At 55.7% G+C, this 14,318-nt stretch carries 10 protein-coding genes and 4 tRNA genes; all 14 read right to left on the reverse strand.

What is annotated here, in order from left to right; genetic code table 11:
• Nucleotides 1–147 precede the first annotated feature (147 nt).
• The 14 genes from rpoC to ACYZUM_RS23445 all read right to left on the reverse strand — a co-directional run bounded on the left by rpoC (nucleotide 148) and on the right by ACYZUM_RS23445 (nucleotide 14,317).
• Nucleotides 148–4,347 carry a DNA-directed RNA polymerase subunit beta' gene (gene rpoC / locus ACYZUM_RS23380; RefSeq protein WP_041074962.1) on the reverse strand — a complete coding sequence of 1,400 codons (4,200 nt, stop codon included), beginning with the start codon at nucleotides 4,345–4,347 and terminating at the stop codon, nucleotides 148–150.
• A 63-nt stretch (nucleotides 4,348–4,410) separates the two neighbouring features.
• Nucleotides 4,411–8,484 carry a DNA-directed RNA polymerase subunit beta gene (rpoB, locus tag ACYZUM_RS23385; RefSeq protein WP_027614262.1) on the reverse strand — a complete coding sequence of 1,358 codons (4,074 nt, stop codon included), beginning with the start codon at nucleotides 8,482–8,484 and terminating at the stop codon, nucleotides 4,411–4,413.
• Nucleotides 8,485–8,705: 221 nt separating this feature from the next.
• On the reverse strand, nucleotides 8,706–9,071 hold the full coding sequence (rplL, locus tag ACYZUM_RS23390) for a 50S ribosomal protein L7/L12 (protein WP_041074960.1): 366 nt from the start codon (nucleotides 9,069–9,071) through the stop codon (nucleotides 8,706–8,708).
• A gap of 74 nt (nucleotides 9,072–9,145) precedes the next feature.
• Nucleotides 9,146–9,646, reverse strand: coding sequence for a 50S ribosomal protein L10 (gene rplJ, locus ACYZUM_RS23395; protein ID WP_003228752.1), 501 nt, complete (start codon nucleotides 9,644–9,646; stop codon nucleotides 9,146–9,148).
• A gap of 198 nt (nucleotides 9,647–9,844) precedes the next feature.
• Nucleotides 9,845–10,540, reverse strand: a complete 696-nt coding sequence (gene rplA, locus ACYZUM_RS23400; protein ID WP_003228754.1) for a 50S ribosomal protein L1 — start codon at nucleotides 10,538–10,540, stop codon at nucleotides 9,845–9,847.
• On the reverse strand, nucleotides 10,540–10,971 hold the full coding sequence (gene rplK / locus ACYZUM_RS23405) for a 50S ribosomal protein L11 (RefSeq protein ID WP_003228756.1): 432 nt from the start codon (nucleotides 10,969–10,971) through the stop codon (nucleotides 10,540–10,542). Before rplK ends, rplA begins: the two co-directional genes overlap by 1 nt.
• A gap of 117 nt (nucleotides 10,972–11,088) precedes the next feature.
• Complete coding sequence (gene nusG / locus ACYZUM_RS23410) at nucleotides 11,089–11,622, reverse strand: transcription termination/antitermination protein NusG (RefSeq protein ID WP_025113545.1); 534 nt, start codon at nucleotides 11,620–11,622, stop codon at nucleotides 11,089–11,091.
• Nucleotides 11,623–11,631: 9 nt separating this feature from the next.
• Nucleotides 11,632–12,000: a preprotein translocase subunit SecE gene (gene secE, locus ACYZUM_RS23415; RefSeq protein WP_041074957.1), complete on the reverse strand. Its 369-nt coding sequence runs from the start codon at nucleotides 11,998–12,000 to the stop codon at nucleotides 11,632–11,634.
• A 45-nt stretch (nucleotides 12,001–12,045) separates the two neighbouring features.
• Nucleotides 12,046–12,121: transfer RNA gene (locus ACYZUM_RS23420), tRNA-Trp, on the reverse strand.
• A gap of 53 nt (nucleotides 12,122–12,174) precedes the next feature.
• Nucleotides 12,175–13,368, reverse strand: a complete 1,194-nt coding sequence (gene tuf / locus ACYZUM_RS23425) for an elongation factor Tu (protein WP_095668187.1) — start codon at nucleotides 13,366–13,368, stop codon at nucleotides 12,175–12,177.
• Between the two features lie 84 nt (nucleotides 13,369–13,452).
• Nucleotides 13,453–13,528 (reverse strand) — tRNA-Thr (locus ACYZUM_RS23430).
• A gap of 26 nt (nucleotides 13,529–13,554) precedes the next feature.
• Nucleotides 13,555–13,628: transfer RNA gene (locus ACYZUM_RS23435), tRNA-Gly, on the reverse strand.
• A gap of 24 nt (nucleotides 13,629–13,652) precedes the next feature.
• Nucleotides 13,653–13,737 (reverse strand) — tRNA-Tyr (locus ACYZUM_RS23440).
• Nucleotides 13,738–13,879: 142 nt separating this feature from the next.
• Nucleotides 13,880–14,317, reverse strand: coding sequence for a hypothetical protein (locus ACYZUM_RS23445; protein ID WP_108183965.1), 438 nt, complete (start codon nucleotides 14,315–14,317; stop codon nucleotides 13,880–13,882).
• Nucleotide 14,318 lies beyond the last annotated feature (1 nt).

Genomic DNA, 14,318 nt, shown 5'->3' on the forward strand with positions numbered 1-14,318 from the left:
CCCGCCAAATTTAGGGGATCAAGAGTCTAAAGAGGATCTTGCCCCCAGTCAAGGCAAGGCCCCGACCTCCCCGCCCGTCGAACCTTGACAATTTGTCTCGATTCGACGAACGGAGCGATCAGGGCCTCAGCTCATTTACCGCAGAACTCAGTTACCGCTCGAGTTCAGCGCTTCGGTCAGTGCAGCTTCCACTTCACTGGCGCTTACGCGCAACGGTTTGTCCGCATCACGGCGACGCTTGCGCTCGCTGTGATATGCCAGACCGGTACCGGCCGGGATCAGACGACCCACGACCACGTTTTCTTTCAGGCCGCGCAGGTAGTCGCGCTTGCCGGTGACTGCCGCTTCGGTCAGTACGCGGGTGGTTTCCTGGAAGGAAGCCGCCGAGATGAACGATTCGGTGGACAACGACGCCTTGGTGATACCCAGCAGAACGCGAGTGAACTTGGAGACAAATTTGTCTTCCGCGTTCAGACGCTCGTTCTCTACCAGCACGTGAGTCAGTTCCATCTGGTCGCCCTTGATGAAGCTGGAATCGCCGGACTCGGAGATCTCAACTTTACGCAGCATCTGACGCAGGATGGTCTCGATGTGCTTATCGTTGATCTTCACGCCTTGCAGACGGTAAACGTCCTGGATCTCGTTCACGATGTACTTGGCCAGCGCGCTCACACCCAGCAGACGCAGGATGTCGTGCGGATCGCTTGGACCATCGGAGATAACTTCGCCGCGGTTAACCTGTTCGCCTTCGAACACGTTCAGGTGACGCCACTTCGGAATCAGCTCTTCGTACGGATCGCTACCGTCGTTCGGGGTAATAACCAGACGGCGCTTGCCTTTGGTCTCTTTACCGAACGCGATGGTGCCGCTGACTTCAGCCAGAATCGACGCTTCTTTCGGACGACGAGCTTCGAACAGGTCGGCAACACGAGGCAGACCACCGGTGATGTCGCGGGTTTTCGAAGTTTCTTGCGGGATACGAGCGATAACATCACCGATCGCGATCTTCGCACCGTCCGCAACACCGACCAGGGCGTTGGCTGGCAGGAAGTACTGAGCGATAACGTCAGTGCCTGGCAGCAACAGATCCTTGCCGTTGTCGTCGACCATCTTCACTGCTGGACGAATTTCCTTGCCCGCAGCTGGACGATCTTTCGCGTCGAGTACTTCAATGTTGGTCATACCGGTCAATTCGTCAGTCTGACGCTTGATCGTGATGCCTTCCTCCATGCCCACGTAGGTCACGGTACCTTTCATTTCGGTAACGATTGGGTGAGTGTGCGGATCCCACTTGGCCACGATTGCGCCAGCGTCGACCTTGTCACCTTCTTTAACCGAAATCACAGCACCGTACGGCAGCTTGTAACGCTCACGCTCACGACCGAAGTCATCAGCGATTGCCAGCTCACCGGAACGGGACACAGCAACCAGGTGGCCATCCACTCGCTCAACGTGTTTCAGGTTGTGCAGACGGACGGTACCGCCATTCTTCACCTGAACGCTGTCGGCTGCGGAAGTACGGCTTGCCGCACCACCAATGTGGAACGTACGCATCGTCAGCTGGGTACCCGGCTCACCGATGGACTGGGCAGCAATAACGCCGACCGCTTCGCCGATGTTCACCTGGTGACCACGAGCCAGATCACGGCCGTAGCACTTGGCGCAAATGCCATAGCGGGTTTCGCAGCTGATCGGCGAACGCACGATCACTTCGTCGATGCTGTTCAGCTCGATGAACTCGACCCACTTCTCGTCCACCAGAGTACCGGCAGGAACGATAACGTCCTCGGTGCCTGGCTTGAATACGTCACGGGCAATAACACGACCCAATACGCGCTCGCCCAACGGCTCTACAACGTCACCGCCTTCAATATGCGGAGTCATCAGCAGACCGTGTTCGGTGCCGCAATCGATCTCGGTTACAACCAGATCCTGCGCCACGTCTACCAGACGACGAGTCAGGTAACCGGAGTTCGCAGTTTTCAACGCGGTATCCGCCAGACCTTTACGAGCACCGTGAGTCGAGATGAAGTACTGGAGTACGCTCAGACCTTCACGGAAGTTCGCAGTAATCGGCGTTTCAATGATGGAACCGTCCGGCTTGGCCATCAGACCACGCATACCGGCCAGCTGACGAATCTGCGCAGCAGAACCCCGCGCACCCGAGTCGGCCATCATGTACATCGAGTTGAAGGACTCTTGGTCGACTTCGTCGCCGTGACGGTCGATGACTTTCTCTTTCGAGAGGTTGGCCATCATCGCCTTGGAAACTTCGTCGTTCGCCTTCGACCAAAGGTCGATCACTTTGTTGTACTTCTCGCCCTGGGTTACCAGGCCGGAGGCGTACTGGCTCTCGATCTCTTTCACTTCGTCGGTGGCTGCACCGATGATGCGGGCTTTTTCGTCCGGGATAACGAAGTCGTTAACACCGATGGAAACGCCGGAGATGGTCGAGTAAGCGAAACCGGTGTACATCAACTGGTCAGCGAAGATCACGGTCTCTTTCAGACCAACCACGCGGTAGCACTGGTTGATCAGCTTGGAGATCGCCTTTTTCTTCATCGGCAGGTTGACGACATCGTACGACAGACCTTTTGGCACAACCTGGAACAGCAGCGCACGGCCGACAGTGGTGTCGACGATACGAGTGTTGCTCACGCTGTTGCCGTCACGGTCGTTGACGGTTTCGTTGATACGAACCTTGACCTTGGCGTGCAGTGCGGCTTCGCCGGCACGGAACACACGGTCAACTTCCTGCAGATCCGCGAACACACGACCTTCGCCCTTGGCGTTGATCGCTTCACGAGTCATGTAGTACAGACCCAATACAACGTCCTGCGACGGAACGATGATTGGCTCACCGTTGGCTGGCGACAGAATGTTGTTGGTCGACATCATCAACGCACGCGCTTCGAGCTGGGCTTCCAGCGTCAGCGGTACGTGCACGGCCATTTGGTCGCCGTCGAAGTCGGCGTTGTACGCGGCGCAGACCAGAGGGTGCAGCTGGATAGCCTTACCTTCGATCAGTACCGGTTCAAACGCCTGGATACCCAGACGGTGAAGGGTCGGTGCACGGTTGAGAAGAACCGGGTGTTCGCGAATCACTTCAGCGAGAACGTCCCAAACCTCTGGCAGCTCGCGCTCGACCATCTTCTTGGCCGCTTTGATGGTGGTCGCGAGACCACGCATTTCCAGCTTGCCGAAAATGAACGGTTTGAACAGCTCGAGAGCCATCTTCTTCGGCAGACCGCACTGGTGCAGACGCAGGGTCGGGCCTACGGTAATTACCGAACGACCGGAGTAGTCAACACGCTTACCGAGCAAGTTCTGACGGAAACGACCTTGCTTACCCTTGATCATGTCAGCCAGGGATTTCAGAGGACGCTTGTTCGAACCGGTGATAGCGCGGCCACGACGACCGTTGTCGAGCAGTGCATCGACAGCTTCCTGCAACATACGCTTTTCGTTGCGCACGATGATGTCCGGAGCGGACAGATCCAGCAGGCGCTTCAAACGGTTGTTACGGTTGATCACTCGACGATACAGATCGTTGAGGTCGGAAGTCGCGAAACGACCGCCATCCAGCGGGACCAATGGACGCAGATCTGGCGGCAGAACCGGCAGAACGGTCAGCACCATCCACTCTGGCAGGTTGCCGGAGCCCTGGAAGGCCTCCATCAACTTCAGACGCTTGGACAGCTTCTTGATCTTGGTTTCCGAGTTGGTTTGCGGAATCTCTTCGCGCAGACGGCCAATCTCGTGCTCCAGGTCGATAGCGTGCAGCAGTTCACGGACAGCTTCAGCACCCATGCGGGCGTCGAAGTCATCACCGAACTCTTCCAGCGCTTCGAAGTACTGCTCGTCGTTCAGCAGCTGACCTTTTTCAAGGGTGGTCATGCCCGGATCGATAACGACGTAGCTCTCGAAGTAGAGAACGCGTTCGATATCACGCAGGGTCATGTCCATCAGCAGGCCGATACGGGACGGCAGCGATTTCAGGAACCAGATGTGGGCAACCGGCGAAGCCAGTTCGATGTGCGCCATGCGCTCACGACGAACCTTGGCCAGTGCGACTTCAACGCCGCACTTCTCGCAAATCACACCACGGTGCTTCAAGCGCTTGTACTTACCGCACAGGCACTCGTAATCCTTTACCGGGCCAAAGATCTTGGCGCAGAACAGACCGTCACGCTCAGGTTTGAACGTACGGTAGTTGATGGTTTCCGGCTTTTTAACTTCACCGAACGACCACGAGCGGATCATCTCAGGCGAGGCCAATCCGATACGGATGGCGTCGAACTCTTCGACTTGACCCTGGTTTTTCAGCAAATTCAGTAGGTCTTTCAAGGCCTTTCCTCCTGGCGGAGCAGAGAGCGGGCAGTCCTGCCCCGCTCTCGATCGCGTCACGTGTTATTCGGTTTCCAGATCGATATCGATGCCGAGGGAACGAATTTCCTTGATCAACACGTTGAAGGACTCGGGCATGCCCGGCTCCATACGGTGATCGCCATCCACGATGTTTTTGTACATCTTGGTACGGCCGTTCACATCGTCCGACTTCACTGTGAGCATTTCTTGCAGAGTGTAAGCAGCACCGTATGCTTCCAGTGCCCAGACCTCCATCTCCCCGAAACGCTGACCACCGAACTGCGCCTTACCACCCAGCGGCTGCTGGGTAACCAGGCTGTACGAACCGGTAGAACGCGCGTGCATCTTGTCGTCTACCAAGTGGTTCAGCTTCAGCATGTACATGTAGCCAACGGTAACTGGACGCTCGAACTTGTTGCCGGTACGGCCGTCAGTCAGCTGCATCTGGCCGCTTTCCGGCAGGTCTGCCAGTTTCAGCATGGCCTTGATTTCGCTTTCCTTGGCGCCGTCGAACACTGGAGTGGCCATTGGAACGCCGCCACGCAGGTTCTTCGCCAGATCCAGGATTTCCTGATCGGAGAAGCTGTCCAGATCTTCGTTACGACCGCCAATCTGGTTGTAGATCTCGTCCAGGAAGGTGCGCAGCTCAGCGACTTTACGCTGCTCTTCGACCATCCGGTTGATCTTCTCGCCCAGACCTTTGGCCGCGAGACCCAGGTGGGTTTCAAGAATCTGACCAACGTTCATACGCGAAGGTACGCCCAACGGGTTGAGGACCACGTCGACCGGAGTGCCATTGGCATCGTGCGGCATGTCTTCAACCGGCATGATCACGGAGACCACACCTTTGTTACCGTGACGACCGGCCATCTTGTCGCCCGGCTGGATGCGACGACGGATTGCCAGGTAAACCTTGACGATTTTCAGCACGCCTGGAGCCAGGTCATCGCCCTGCTGCAGTTTGCGCTTCTTGTCTTCGAACTTGTCGTCCAGCAGACGGCGACGATCAACGATGTAGGCCTGAGCCTTCTCGAGCTGCTCGTTCAGAGCATCTTCAGCCATGCGCAGTTTGAACCACTGACCATGCTCAAGACCGTCGAGAACTTCGTCGGTGATGTCCTGACCTTTCTTCAGACCGGCGCCGCCTTCAGCCTTGTGGCCTACCAGAGCGGAGCGCAGACGTTCGAAGGTCGCGCCTTCTACGATACGGAACTCTTCGTTCAAATCCTTGCGGATCTCGTCCAGCTGGGACTTCTCGATCGACAGAGCACGAGCATCACGCTCAACGCCGTCGCGGGTGAAGACCTGTACGTCGATGACAGTACCTTTGGTACCGGTAGGTACACGCAGGGAGGTGTCTTTAACGTCGCTGGCTTTTTCACCGAAGATCGCACGCAGCAGTTTTTCTTCCGGAGTCAGTTGAGTCTCGCCTTTCGGAGTGACTTTACCGACCAGGATGTCGCCTGCGCCTACTTCAGCACCTACGTAAACGATACCGGCTTCGTCCAGCTTGTTCAGTGCAGCCTCACCCACGTTCGGGATGTCCGCAGTGATTTCCTCTGGGCCAAGCTTGGTGTCACGCGCCACACAGGTCAGTTCCTGAATGTGGATCGTGGTGAAACGGTCTTCCTGAACCACACGCTCGGACAGGCAGATGGAGTCTTCGAAGTTGAAGCCGTTCCATGCCATAAACGCGATGCGCATGTTCTGACCCAGCGCCAGTTCACCCATGTCGGTGGACGGGCCGTCGGCCATGATGTCGCTACGCTGAACGCGATCACCCTTGCTCACCAGCGGACGCTGGTTGATGCAGGTGTTCTGGTTCGAGCGGGTGTATTTGGTCAGGTTGTAGATGTCGACACCGGCCTCACCGGTTTCAACTTCGTCATCGGCAACACGAACCACGATACGGCTGGCATCAACGGAATCGATCACGCCGCCACGACGAGCCACGACGCAAACGCCGGAGTCGCGAGCCACGTTACGCTCCATGCCGGTACCGACCAGCGGCTTGTCAGCGCGCAGGGTTGGTACAGCTTGACGCTGCATGTTCGAACCCATCAACGCACGGTTGGCGTCGTCGTGCTCGAGGAACGGAATCAGCGACGCTGCAACCGAAACTACCTGCTTCGGCGAAACGTCCATCAAGGTGACGTCTTCCGGCGCCTTGACGGTGAATTCGTTCAGGTGACGTACGGCTACCAGTTCGTCGATCAGGACTTTCTGCTCGTTCATGGTCGCCGAAGCCTGCGCGATCACGTGATCGGCTTCTTCAATAGCGGACAGGAACACGATCTCGTCGGTGACCACACCCTCTTTCACCACACGGTACGGGCTTTCCAGGAAGCCGTACTGGTTGGTGCGAGCGTACGCAGCCAAGGAGTTGATCAGACCGATGTTCGGACCTTCCGGCGTTTCAATCGGGCAGACACGACCGTAGTGAGTCGGGTGTACGTCACGGACTTCGAAGCCCGCGCGCTCACGAGTCAGACCGCCAGGGCCGAGTGCAGAGACACGACGCTTGTGGGTAATCTCGGACAACGGGTTGTTCTGGTCCATGAACTGCGACAGCTGGCTGGAACCGAAGAACTCTTTCACCGCCGCAGCCACTGGCTTGGCGTTGATCAGGTCTTGCGGCATCAGGCCTTCGCTTTCGGCCATCGACAGACGCTCTTTGACCGCACGCTCAACACGTACCAGGCCAACGCGGAACTGGTTCTCGGCCATTTCGCCTACGCAGCGAACACGACGGTTACCCAGGTGGTCGATGTCATCGACGATGCCTTTACCGTTACGGATGTCGACCAGAGTCTTCAGGACCGCGACGATGTCTTCCTTGCACAGCACGCCCGAACCTTCGATTTCGGTACGACCGATACGACGGTTGAACTTCATCCGGCCGACCGCAGACAGGTCATAGCGCTCAGGGCTGAAGAACAGGTTGTTGAACAGGGTTTCGGCAGCGTCTTTGGTTGGCGGCTCGCCTGGACGCATCATGCGATAGATCTCGACCAGCGCTTCCAATTGGTTGCTGGTGGAGTCGATCTTCAGCGTGTCGGAGATGAACGGACCGCAGTCGATGTCGTTGGTGTACAGAGTTTCAATGCGAACAACGCCCGCCTTGGCGATTTTCGCCAGGACTTCGGTCGACAGCTCGGTGTTGCACTCTGCCAGGATTTCGCCGGTAGCCGGATGCACGATGACCTTGGCGGTAGTGCGACCCAGAACGTAGTCCAGAGGCACGTCCAGCTCTTTGATCCCGGCTTTTTCCAGCTGGTTGATGTGGCGGGCAGTAATACGACGGCCCTGCTCGACAATCACCTTGCCTTTATCGTCCTGGATATCAAGGACAGCCACTTCACCGCGCAGGCGCTGAGGCACCAGTTCCAGGCTCAGGCCTTCGCCTTTAACGTGGAATACGTTGGTGGTGTAGAAAGCGTCCAGCACTTCTTCGGTGGTGTAGCCGAGCGCGCGCAGCAGTACCGAGGCCGGCAGCTTGCGACGACGGTCGATACGCACGAATACGCAGTCTTTCGGGTCGAACTCGAAATCCAGCCACGAACCGCGGTAAGGAATGATGCGCGCGGAGTACAGCAGTTTACCGGAGCTGTGCGTCTTGCCGCGGTCGTGGTCGAAGAACACGCCCGGGGAACGGTGCAGCTGGGAAACGATAACACGCTCGGTACCGTTGATTACGAAGGTACCGTTCTCAGTCATCAATGGGATTTCGCCCATGTAGACTTCTTGCTCTTTGATGTCCTTGATCGCTTTGTTCGACGATTCTTTGTCGAAAATGATCAGGCGCACTTTTACCCGCAAAGGTACGGCGAAAGTTACACCGCGCAATACGCATTCTTTGACATCAAATGCCGGTTCGCCCAAGCGATAACCGACGTACTCCAGCGCAGCATTGCCGGAGTAGCTGATGATCGGGAAAACGGATTTGAAGGCCGCATGCAGGCCCACGTCGCGGAACTGATCTTTAGTCGCTCCCGCTTGCAAGAATTCACGATACGAATCCAGCTGGATGGCCAGGAGGTACGGCACATCCATGACGTCCGGCAACTTGCTAAAGTCCTTGCGGATACGTTTTTTCTCAGTATATGAGTAAGCCATCAGCGTTCCCCAGCTTGGTCACCTGCTTGTTTGGCCCCTCCCGACGGGAGCAGCCAGAAAATCGTGCAAACCCCATGGTTTGCGCCACCGCATCGGGTGGTTACAGCGCCTTTATCAGCACCGACCCAGTCGGCTGCCAATAACGGAAAAAGGCCGGTGGCAAGAGCCACCAGCCATCAGCCTGTCGCTTGACGCTCGGGCTGGAGGAGCAAAGTCGATACTTATTTCAGCTCGACTTTAGCGCCTGCTTCTTCCAGCTTCTTCTTAGCGTCTTCAGCAGCTTCTTTCGAAACGCCTTCAGCTACAACCTGAGGAGCGCCATCTACTTTCTCTTTGGCTTCTTTCAGGCCCAGACCGGTCAGTTCACGAACTGCCTTGATCACGTTTACTTTCTTCTCGCCGGCTTCAACCAGGACAACGTTGAACTCGGTTTGCTCTTCAACAGCAGCAGCAGCTACAGCTGGGCCAGCCGAAGCGGCAGCAGCGGTAACGCCGAAGGTTTCTTCCATCGCTTTGATCAGCTCAACGATTTCCACTACGGATTTCTGGCCGATTGCTTCGATGATTTGTTCGTTAGTCAGAGACATGACTCAATTCCTGAATTGGGGGACGGCCTACGCGACCATCGAAATAAACAAAAAACGCGAGAAGTTGACGAGCCTTAGGCTGCGGCAGCTTCTTTCTGGTCGCGAATTGCCGCCAGAGTACGAGCCAATTTGCTGGTAGCGCCTTGAATCACGCTCATCAGCTGAGAAATTGCTTCGTCACGGGTCGGCAGAGTTGCCAGTACGTCGATCTGATTAGCTGCGAGGAACTTGCCCTCGAACGCAGCTGCCTTGATCTCGAACTTGTCCTGACCCTTGGCAAACTCTTTGAAGATACGGGCAGCAGCGCCCGGATGTTCGTTCGAGAATGCAATCAGGGTCGGGCCGGTGAACACGTCGTTGAGGACACTGTATTCAGTGTCAGCAACAGCGCGCTTGAGCAGGGTGTTACGTACAACACGTACGTAAACGCCAGCTTCACGAGCCTCTTTACGGAGTCCGGTCATTGCGCCTACTGTTACGCCACGGGCATCAACCACGACAGCGGACAGAGCGACTTTGGCAGCCTCGTTGACTTCAGCGACGATGGCCTTCTTGTCTTCGAGATTAATTGCCACGGGTTTAACTCCTGCTTGTTACCGTTTCACTCGGTCGAAACCGAATGTCGTTTTGGTGTCTGATTCGGTAAGGAACCGGGAGCACCATCTGCGTAGGCTTATGGTTTAAGACTTGCGTCGCCTACGGTCTTGGATAGCCCCCGCCAGGCAGGGACCCCAATCTTTCAATTGGCGCAATCAAATGCGCCAACCTTTGTCTTACGCGTCCAGCGAGCTCTGGTCGATAACCAGACCTGGGCCCATAGTGGTGCTCAGGGTAACGCGCTTGACGTAGATACCTTTCGAAGAAGCTGGCTTGATACGCTTCAGATCAGCGATCAGGGCTTCAACGTTTTCCTTCAGCTTGACGGCATCGAAGCCGATCTTGCCAACGGAAGTGTGGATGATGCCGTTTTTGTCGGTGCGATAACGAACCTGACCAGCCTTGGCGTTTTTAACTGCGGTAGCTACGTCTGGAGTTACGGTGCCGACTTTCGGGTTAGGCATCAGGCCACGTGGACCGAGGATCTGACCCAGTTGACCTACAACGCGCATGGCATCCGGGGATGCAATCACTACGTCATAGTTCAGGTCGCCGCCTTTCATTTCGGCAGCCAGGTCGTCCATACCTACACGGTCAGCGCCGGCAGCCAGAGCGGCCTCAGCAGCTGGACCCTGGGTGAACACAGCAACGCGAACGGTCTTGCCAGTGCCGTGTGGCAGCACAGTAGCGCTACGAACAACCTGGTCGGATTTACGCGGGTCTACACCCAGGTTTACAGCAACGTCGAACGACTCGCTGAACTTGACAGTCGACAGCTCAGCCAGCAGAGCAGCAGCGTCTACAATGTTGTAGGCCTTGCCTGCTTCGATTTTGCCGGCGATAGCCTTTTGACGCTTGGTCAGCTTAGCCATTACACACCCTCCACGTTAAGGCCCATGCTACGAGCAGAACCGGCGATAGTACGCACGGCTGCATCCATATCAGCTGCAGTCAGATCCGCGTTTTTGGTTTTCGCGATTTCTTCCAGCTGAGCACGGGTAACAGTGCCAACCTTAACAGTGTTCGGACGAGCGGAACCGCTAGTCAGACCGGCCGCCTTCTTCAGCAGAACCGAAGCAGGGGTGGATTTGGTTTCGAAAGTGAAGCTACGGTCGCTGTAGACAGTGATGATCACTGGAGTCGGCAGACCTGCTTCCAGACCCTGAGTACGGGCGTTGAAAGCCTTGCAGAATTCCATGATGTTCACGCCGTGCTGACCCAGAGCAGGACCAACAGGTGGGCTTGGGTTAGCCTGAGCGGCCTTCACTTGCAGCTTGATGTAAGCGGTAATCTTCTTGGCCATGAGGCACTCCAATTACGGGTTCGAACGCCTCGAAAGGCTCCCCGGTTACTTGCGCGTTTATCCCAGTGACGACAAAACCCCACAGCCTAGGGCTGCGGGGTTGGGATGCTTGTTCAGTTAGACCTTTTCGACCTGACTGAACTCTAACTCTACCGGGGTAGAGCGACCGAAAATAAGCACTGCCACCTGGACACGGCTCTTTTCGTAGTTAACTTCTTCGACGGTGCCGTTAAAGTCAGCGAACGGACCATCGGTAACACGAACCACCTCACCCGGCTCAAACAGAGTCTTCGGCTTCGGCTTATCACTACCATCGGCCACGCGACGTAGAATGGCTTCCGCCTCTTTGTCGGTGATTGGAGCAGGCTTGTCGGCGGTACCGCCAATGAAGCCCATCACCCGAGGAGTATCCTTGACCAAGTGCCAAGTACCCTCGTTCATATCCATCTGTACCAGCACATAACCTGGGAAGAACTTACGTTCGCTTTTGCGCTTCTGGCCATTACGCATTTCAACCACTTCTTCAGTGGGAACCAGAATTTCGCCGAAGCCATCTTCCATGCCAGCCAGCTTAACGCGCTCAATCAGCGAGCGCATGACATGCTTCTCGTAACCCGAGTAAGCATGCACAACGTACCAACGCTTAGCCACGGGACACCCTTAGCCGACAATCAAGGAAACAAGCCAGCCGAGCAGGGAATCAACACCCCACAACAGCAACGCCATAACGATAACCACAGCAACAACAATCAACGTTGTCTGCGTAGTTTCCTGGCGAGTTGGCCATACGACTTTACGAATCTCGGTGCGCGCTTCCTTAACCAGTACGAAGAACGACTTGCCCTTTGCAGTTTGCAGGCCTACAAAGGCAGCAACAGCAGCAATCACGAGCAGTGCGAGTACACGGTACAGGATCGGCGAAGCAGCGTAATACTGATTGCCAACTACACCCACAACCACCAAAGCAGCTACCACAAGCCACTTTAGCAGATCGAAGCGAGAGCCTTGAGCTTCAGCCTTAGGAGTCATCTATGAAGATCCTGTGAAAAGAAAGCCAGACACACCGAGTGAATCTGGCAGGTCAGGAGGGAATCGAACCCCCAACCTACGGTTTTGGAGACCGTCGCTCTGCCAATTGAGCTACTGACCTAAAACAAAATCAGGCCGACCATTATGCCGGCCCGAAAAATACATTACAACCGTTTATTCGATGATTTTGGCTACGACGCCAGCGCCGACGGTACGACCGCCTTCACGGATAGCGAAACGCAGACCGTCTTCCATCGCGATGGTTTTGATCAGGGTAACAGTCATCTGAATGTTGTCACCTGGCATTACCATTTCAACGCCTTCTGGCAGCTCGCAGTTACCAGTCACGTCAGTAGTACGGAAGTAGAACTGTGGACGGTAGCCTTTGAAGAACGGAGTGTGACGACCGCCTTCTTCCTTGCTCAGAACGTAAACTTCTGCGGTGAACTTGGTGTGCGGCTTAACCGAACCTGGCTTGACCAGAACCTGACCACGCTCAACGTCGTCACGCTTGGTACCACGCAGCAGAACGCCGCAGTTCTCACCAGCACGACCTTCGTCGAGCAGCTTGCGGAACATCTCAACACCGGTGCAGGTGGTGGTGGTGGTGTCACGCAGACCAACGATTTCCAGTGCATCTTGAACGCGAACGATACCGCGCTCGATACGACCAGTCACAACAGTACCGCGACCCGAGATCGAGAACACGTCTTCGATTGGCATCAGGAATGGCTTGTCGATCATACGAACTGGTTCTGGGATGTAGCTGTCCAGAGTTTCAACCAGCTTCTTGACGGCAGTGGTGCCCATCTCGTTGTCGTCTTTGCCTTCCAGCGCCATACGAGCCGAACCGATGATGATTGGAGTGTCATCGCCCGGGAAGTCGTAGGTGGACAGCAGGTCGCGAACTTCCATCTCAACCAGTTCCAGCAGCTCAGCGTCGTCTACCAGGTCAGCCTTGTTCAGGAAAACCACGATGTACGGAACGCCTACCTGACGGGACAGCAGGATGTGCTCACGGGTTTGTGGCATCGGACCATCAGCAGCCGAGCAAACCAGGATAGCGCCGTCCATTTGAGCAGCACCGGTGATCATGTTCTTCACATAGTCAGCGTGACCTGGGCAGTCAACGTGAGCGTAGTGACGAATGTTCGAGTTGTACTCAACGTGCGCGGTGTTGATGGTGATACCGCGAGCTTTTTCTTCTGGAGCGCTGTCGATCTTGTCGAATTCAACTACGGCCGAACCGAAAACTTCGGAGCAGACGCGAGTCAGAGCAGCAGTCAGAGTGGTTTTACCGTGGTCAACGTGACCAATGGTCCCTACGTTGACGTGGGGCAGGGAACGATCAAATTTTTCCTTAGCCATCGATAACACCCTCAACAGAAGAATTAGACGAACGATATCTACCATTAAAACAAAGGCAGATATTTTCATATCTGCCTTGTTATATGGAGCTCTTGAGCGGATTTGAACCGCTGACCTCACCCTTACCAAGGGTGTGCTCTACCAACTGAGCTACAAGAGCGTAACACTTTGCACAACCTGCAAACTTGGAGCGGGTAGCGGGAATCGAACCCGCATCATCAGCTTGGAAGGCTGAGGTTCTACCACTAAACTATACCCGCGGAGCTTGCAGCTCACGCTAAAAATGGTGGAGGGGGAAGGATTCGAACCTTCGAAGTCGTAGACGTCAGATTTACAGTCTGATCCCTTTGGCCGCTCGGGAACCCCTCCTAAGCGAGCCGGCATTCTATACTATGCCAGCCTTCTGTCAAGCATTTTCTCATTAAAAACCTGAGGTTAGCTGCGTTGACACCGCTCCGCGCTGACCACCTGTTTAGGTGTTCGCTGTGGAGCGGGCGCCATTCTATGCAAACTATTCCAGCGGTGCAACCCCCTCACACAGCATTATTTTATGTTTTAACTCATTGAATTCCTTGGAAAGGTTCTGCAACTGCACATCCCCCAATAAACGCTGGCTTTCGGGCGTAATGCGCAACCAGTAACCAAGCTCGGGGAGATCCTTTTGCGACGCCTGAACCTTCACCCCCATGGCCGCTAGACGCAGCTGCAGCGCGGAAATGCTGCTTTCTTGAGTCAAACCACCCAAAAACAGACACTCCTGTCCGCCACGGCGCGCGCCCTGCCCTCCCCCAGAGTCACCATTCGCCTCACTCAGTAAGCGAATATCTTGTTGAGACCCGCGGTACATGCTGAGTGGCGTGACATCTTTCGCACGCAAGGGTGCTTCCTGCTGATGCCAGACGTAATAAAACACATTGAGTACAACGACCAGCAGGAACAACCAACGCATA

Source organism: Pseudomonas sp. m6p (genome assembly GCF_055760375.1).

What these genes read in the sequence shown, in the direction of transcription:
- rpoB (WP_027614262.1), bottom strand. Translation starts at nt 8,484, where the DNA reads ATGGCTTACTCATATACTGAGAAAAAACGTATCCGCAAGGACTTTAGC.
- rplL (WP_041074960.1), bottom strand. Translation starts at nt 9,071, where the DNA reads ATGTCTCTGACTAACGAACAAATCATCGAAGCAATCGGCCAGAAATCC.
- rplA (WP_003228754.1), bottom strand. Translation starts at nt 10,540, where the DNA reads ATGGCTAAGCTGACCAAGCGTCAAAAGGCTATCGCCGGCAAAATCGAA.
- rplK (WP_003228756.1), bottom strand. Translation starts at nt 10,971, where the DNA reads ATGGCCAAGAAGATTACCGCTTACATCAAGCTGCAAGTGAAGGCCGCT.
- secE (WP_041074957.1), bottom strand. Translation starts at nt 12,000, where the DNA reads ATGACTCCTAAGGCTGAAGCTCAAGGCTCTCGCTTCGATCTGCTAAAG.
- tuf (WP_095668187.1), bottom strand. Translation starts at nt 13,368, where the DNA reads ATGGCTAAGGAAAAATTTGATCGTTCCCTGCCCCACGTCAACGTAGGG.
- ACYZUM_RS23445 (WP_108183965.1), bottom strand. Translation starts at nt 14,317, where the DNA reads ATGCGTTGGTTGTTCCTGCTGGTCGTTGTACTCAATGTGTTTTATTAC.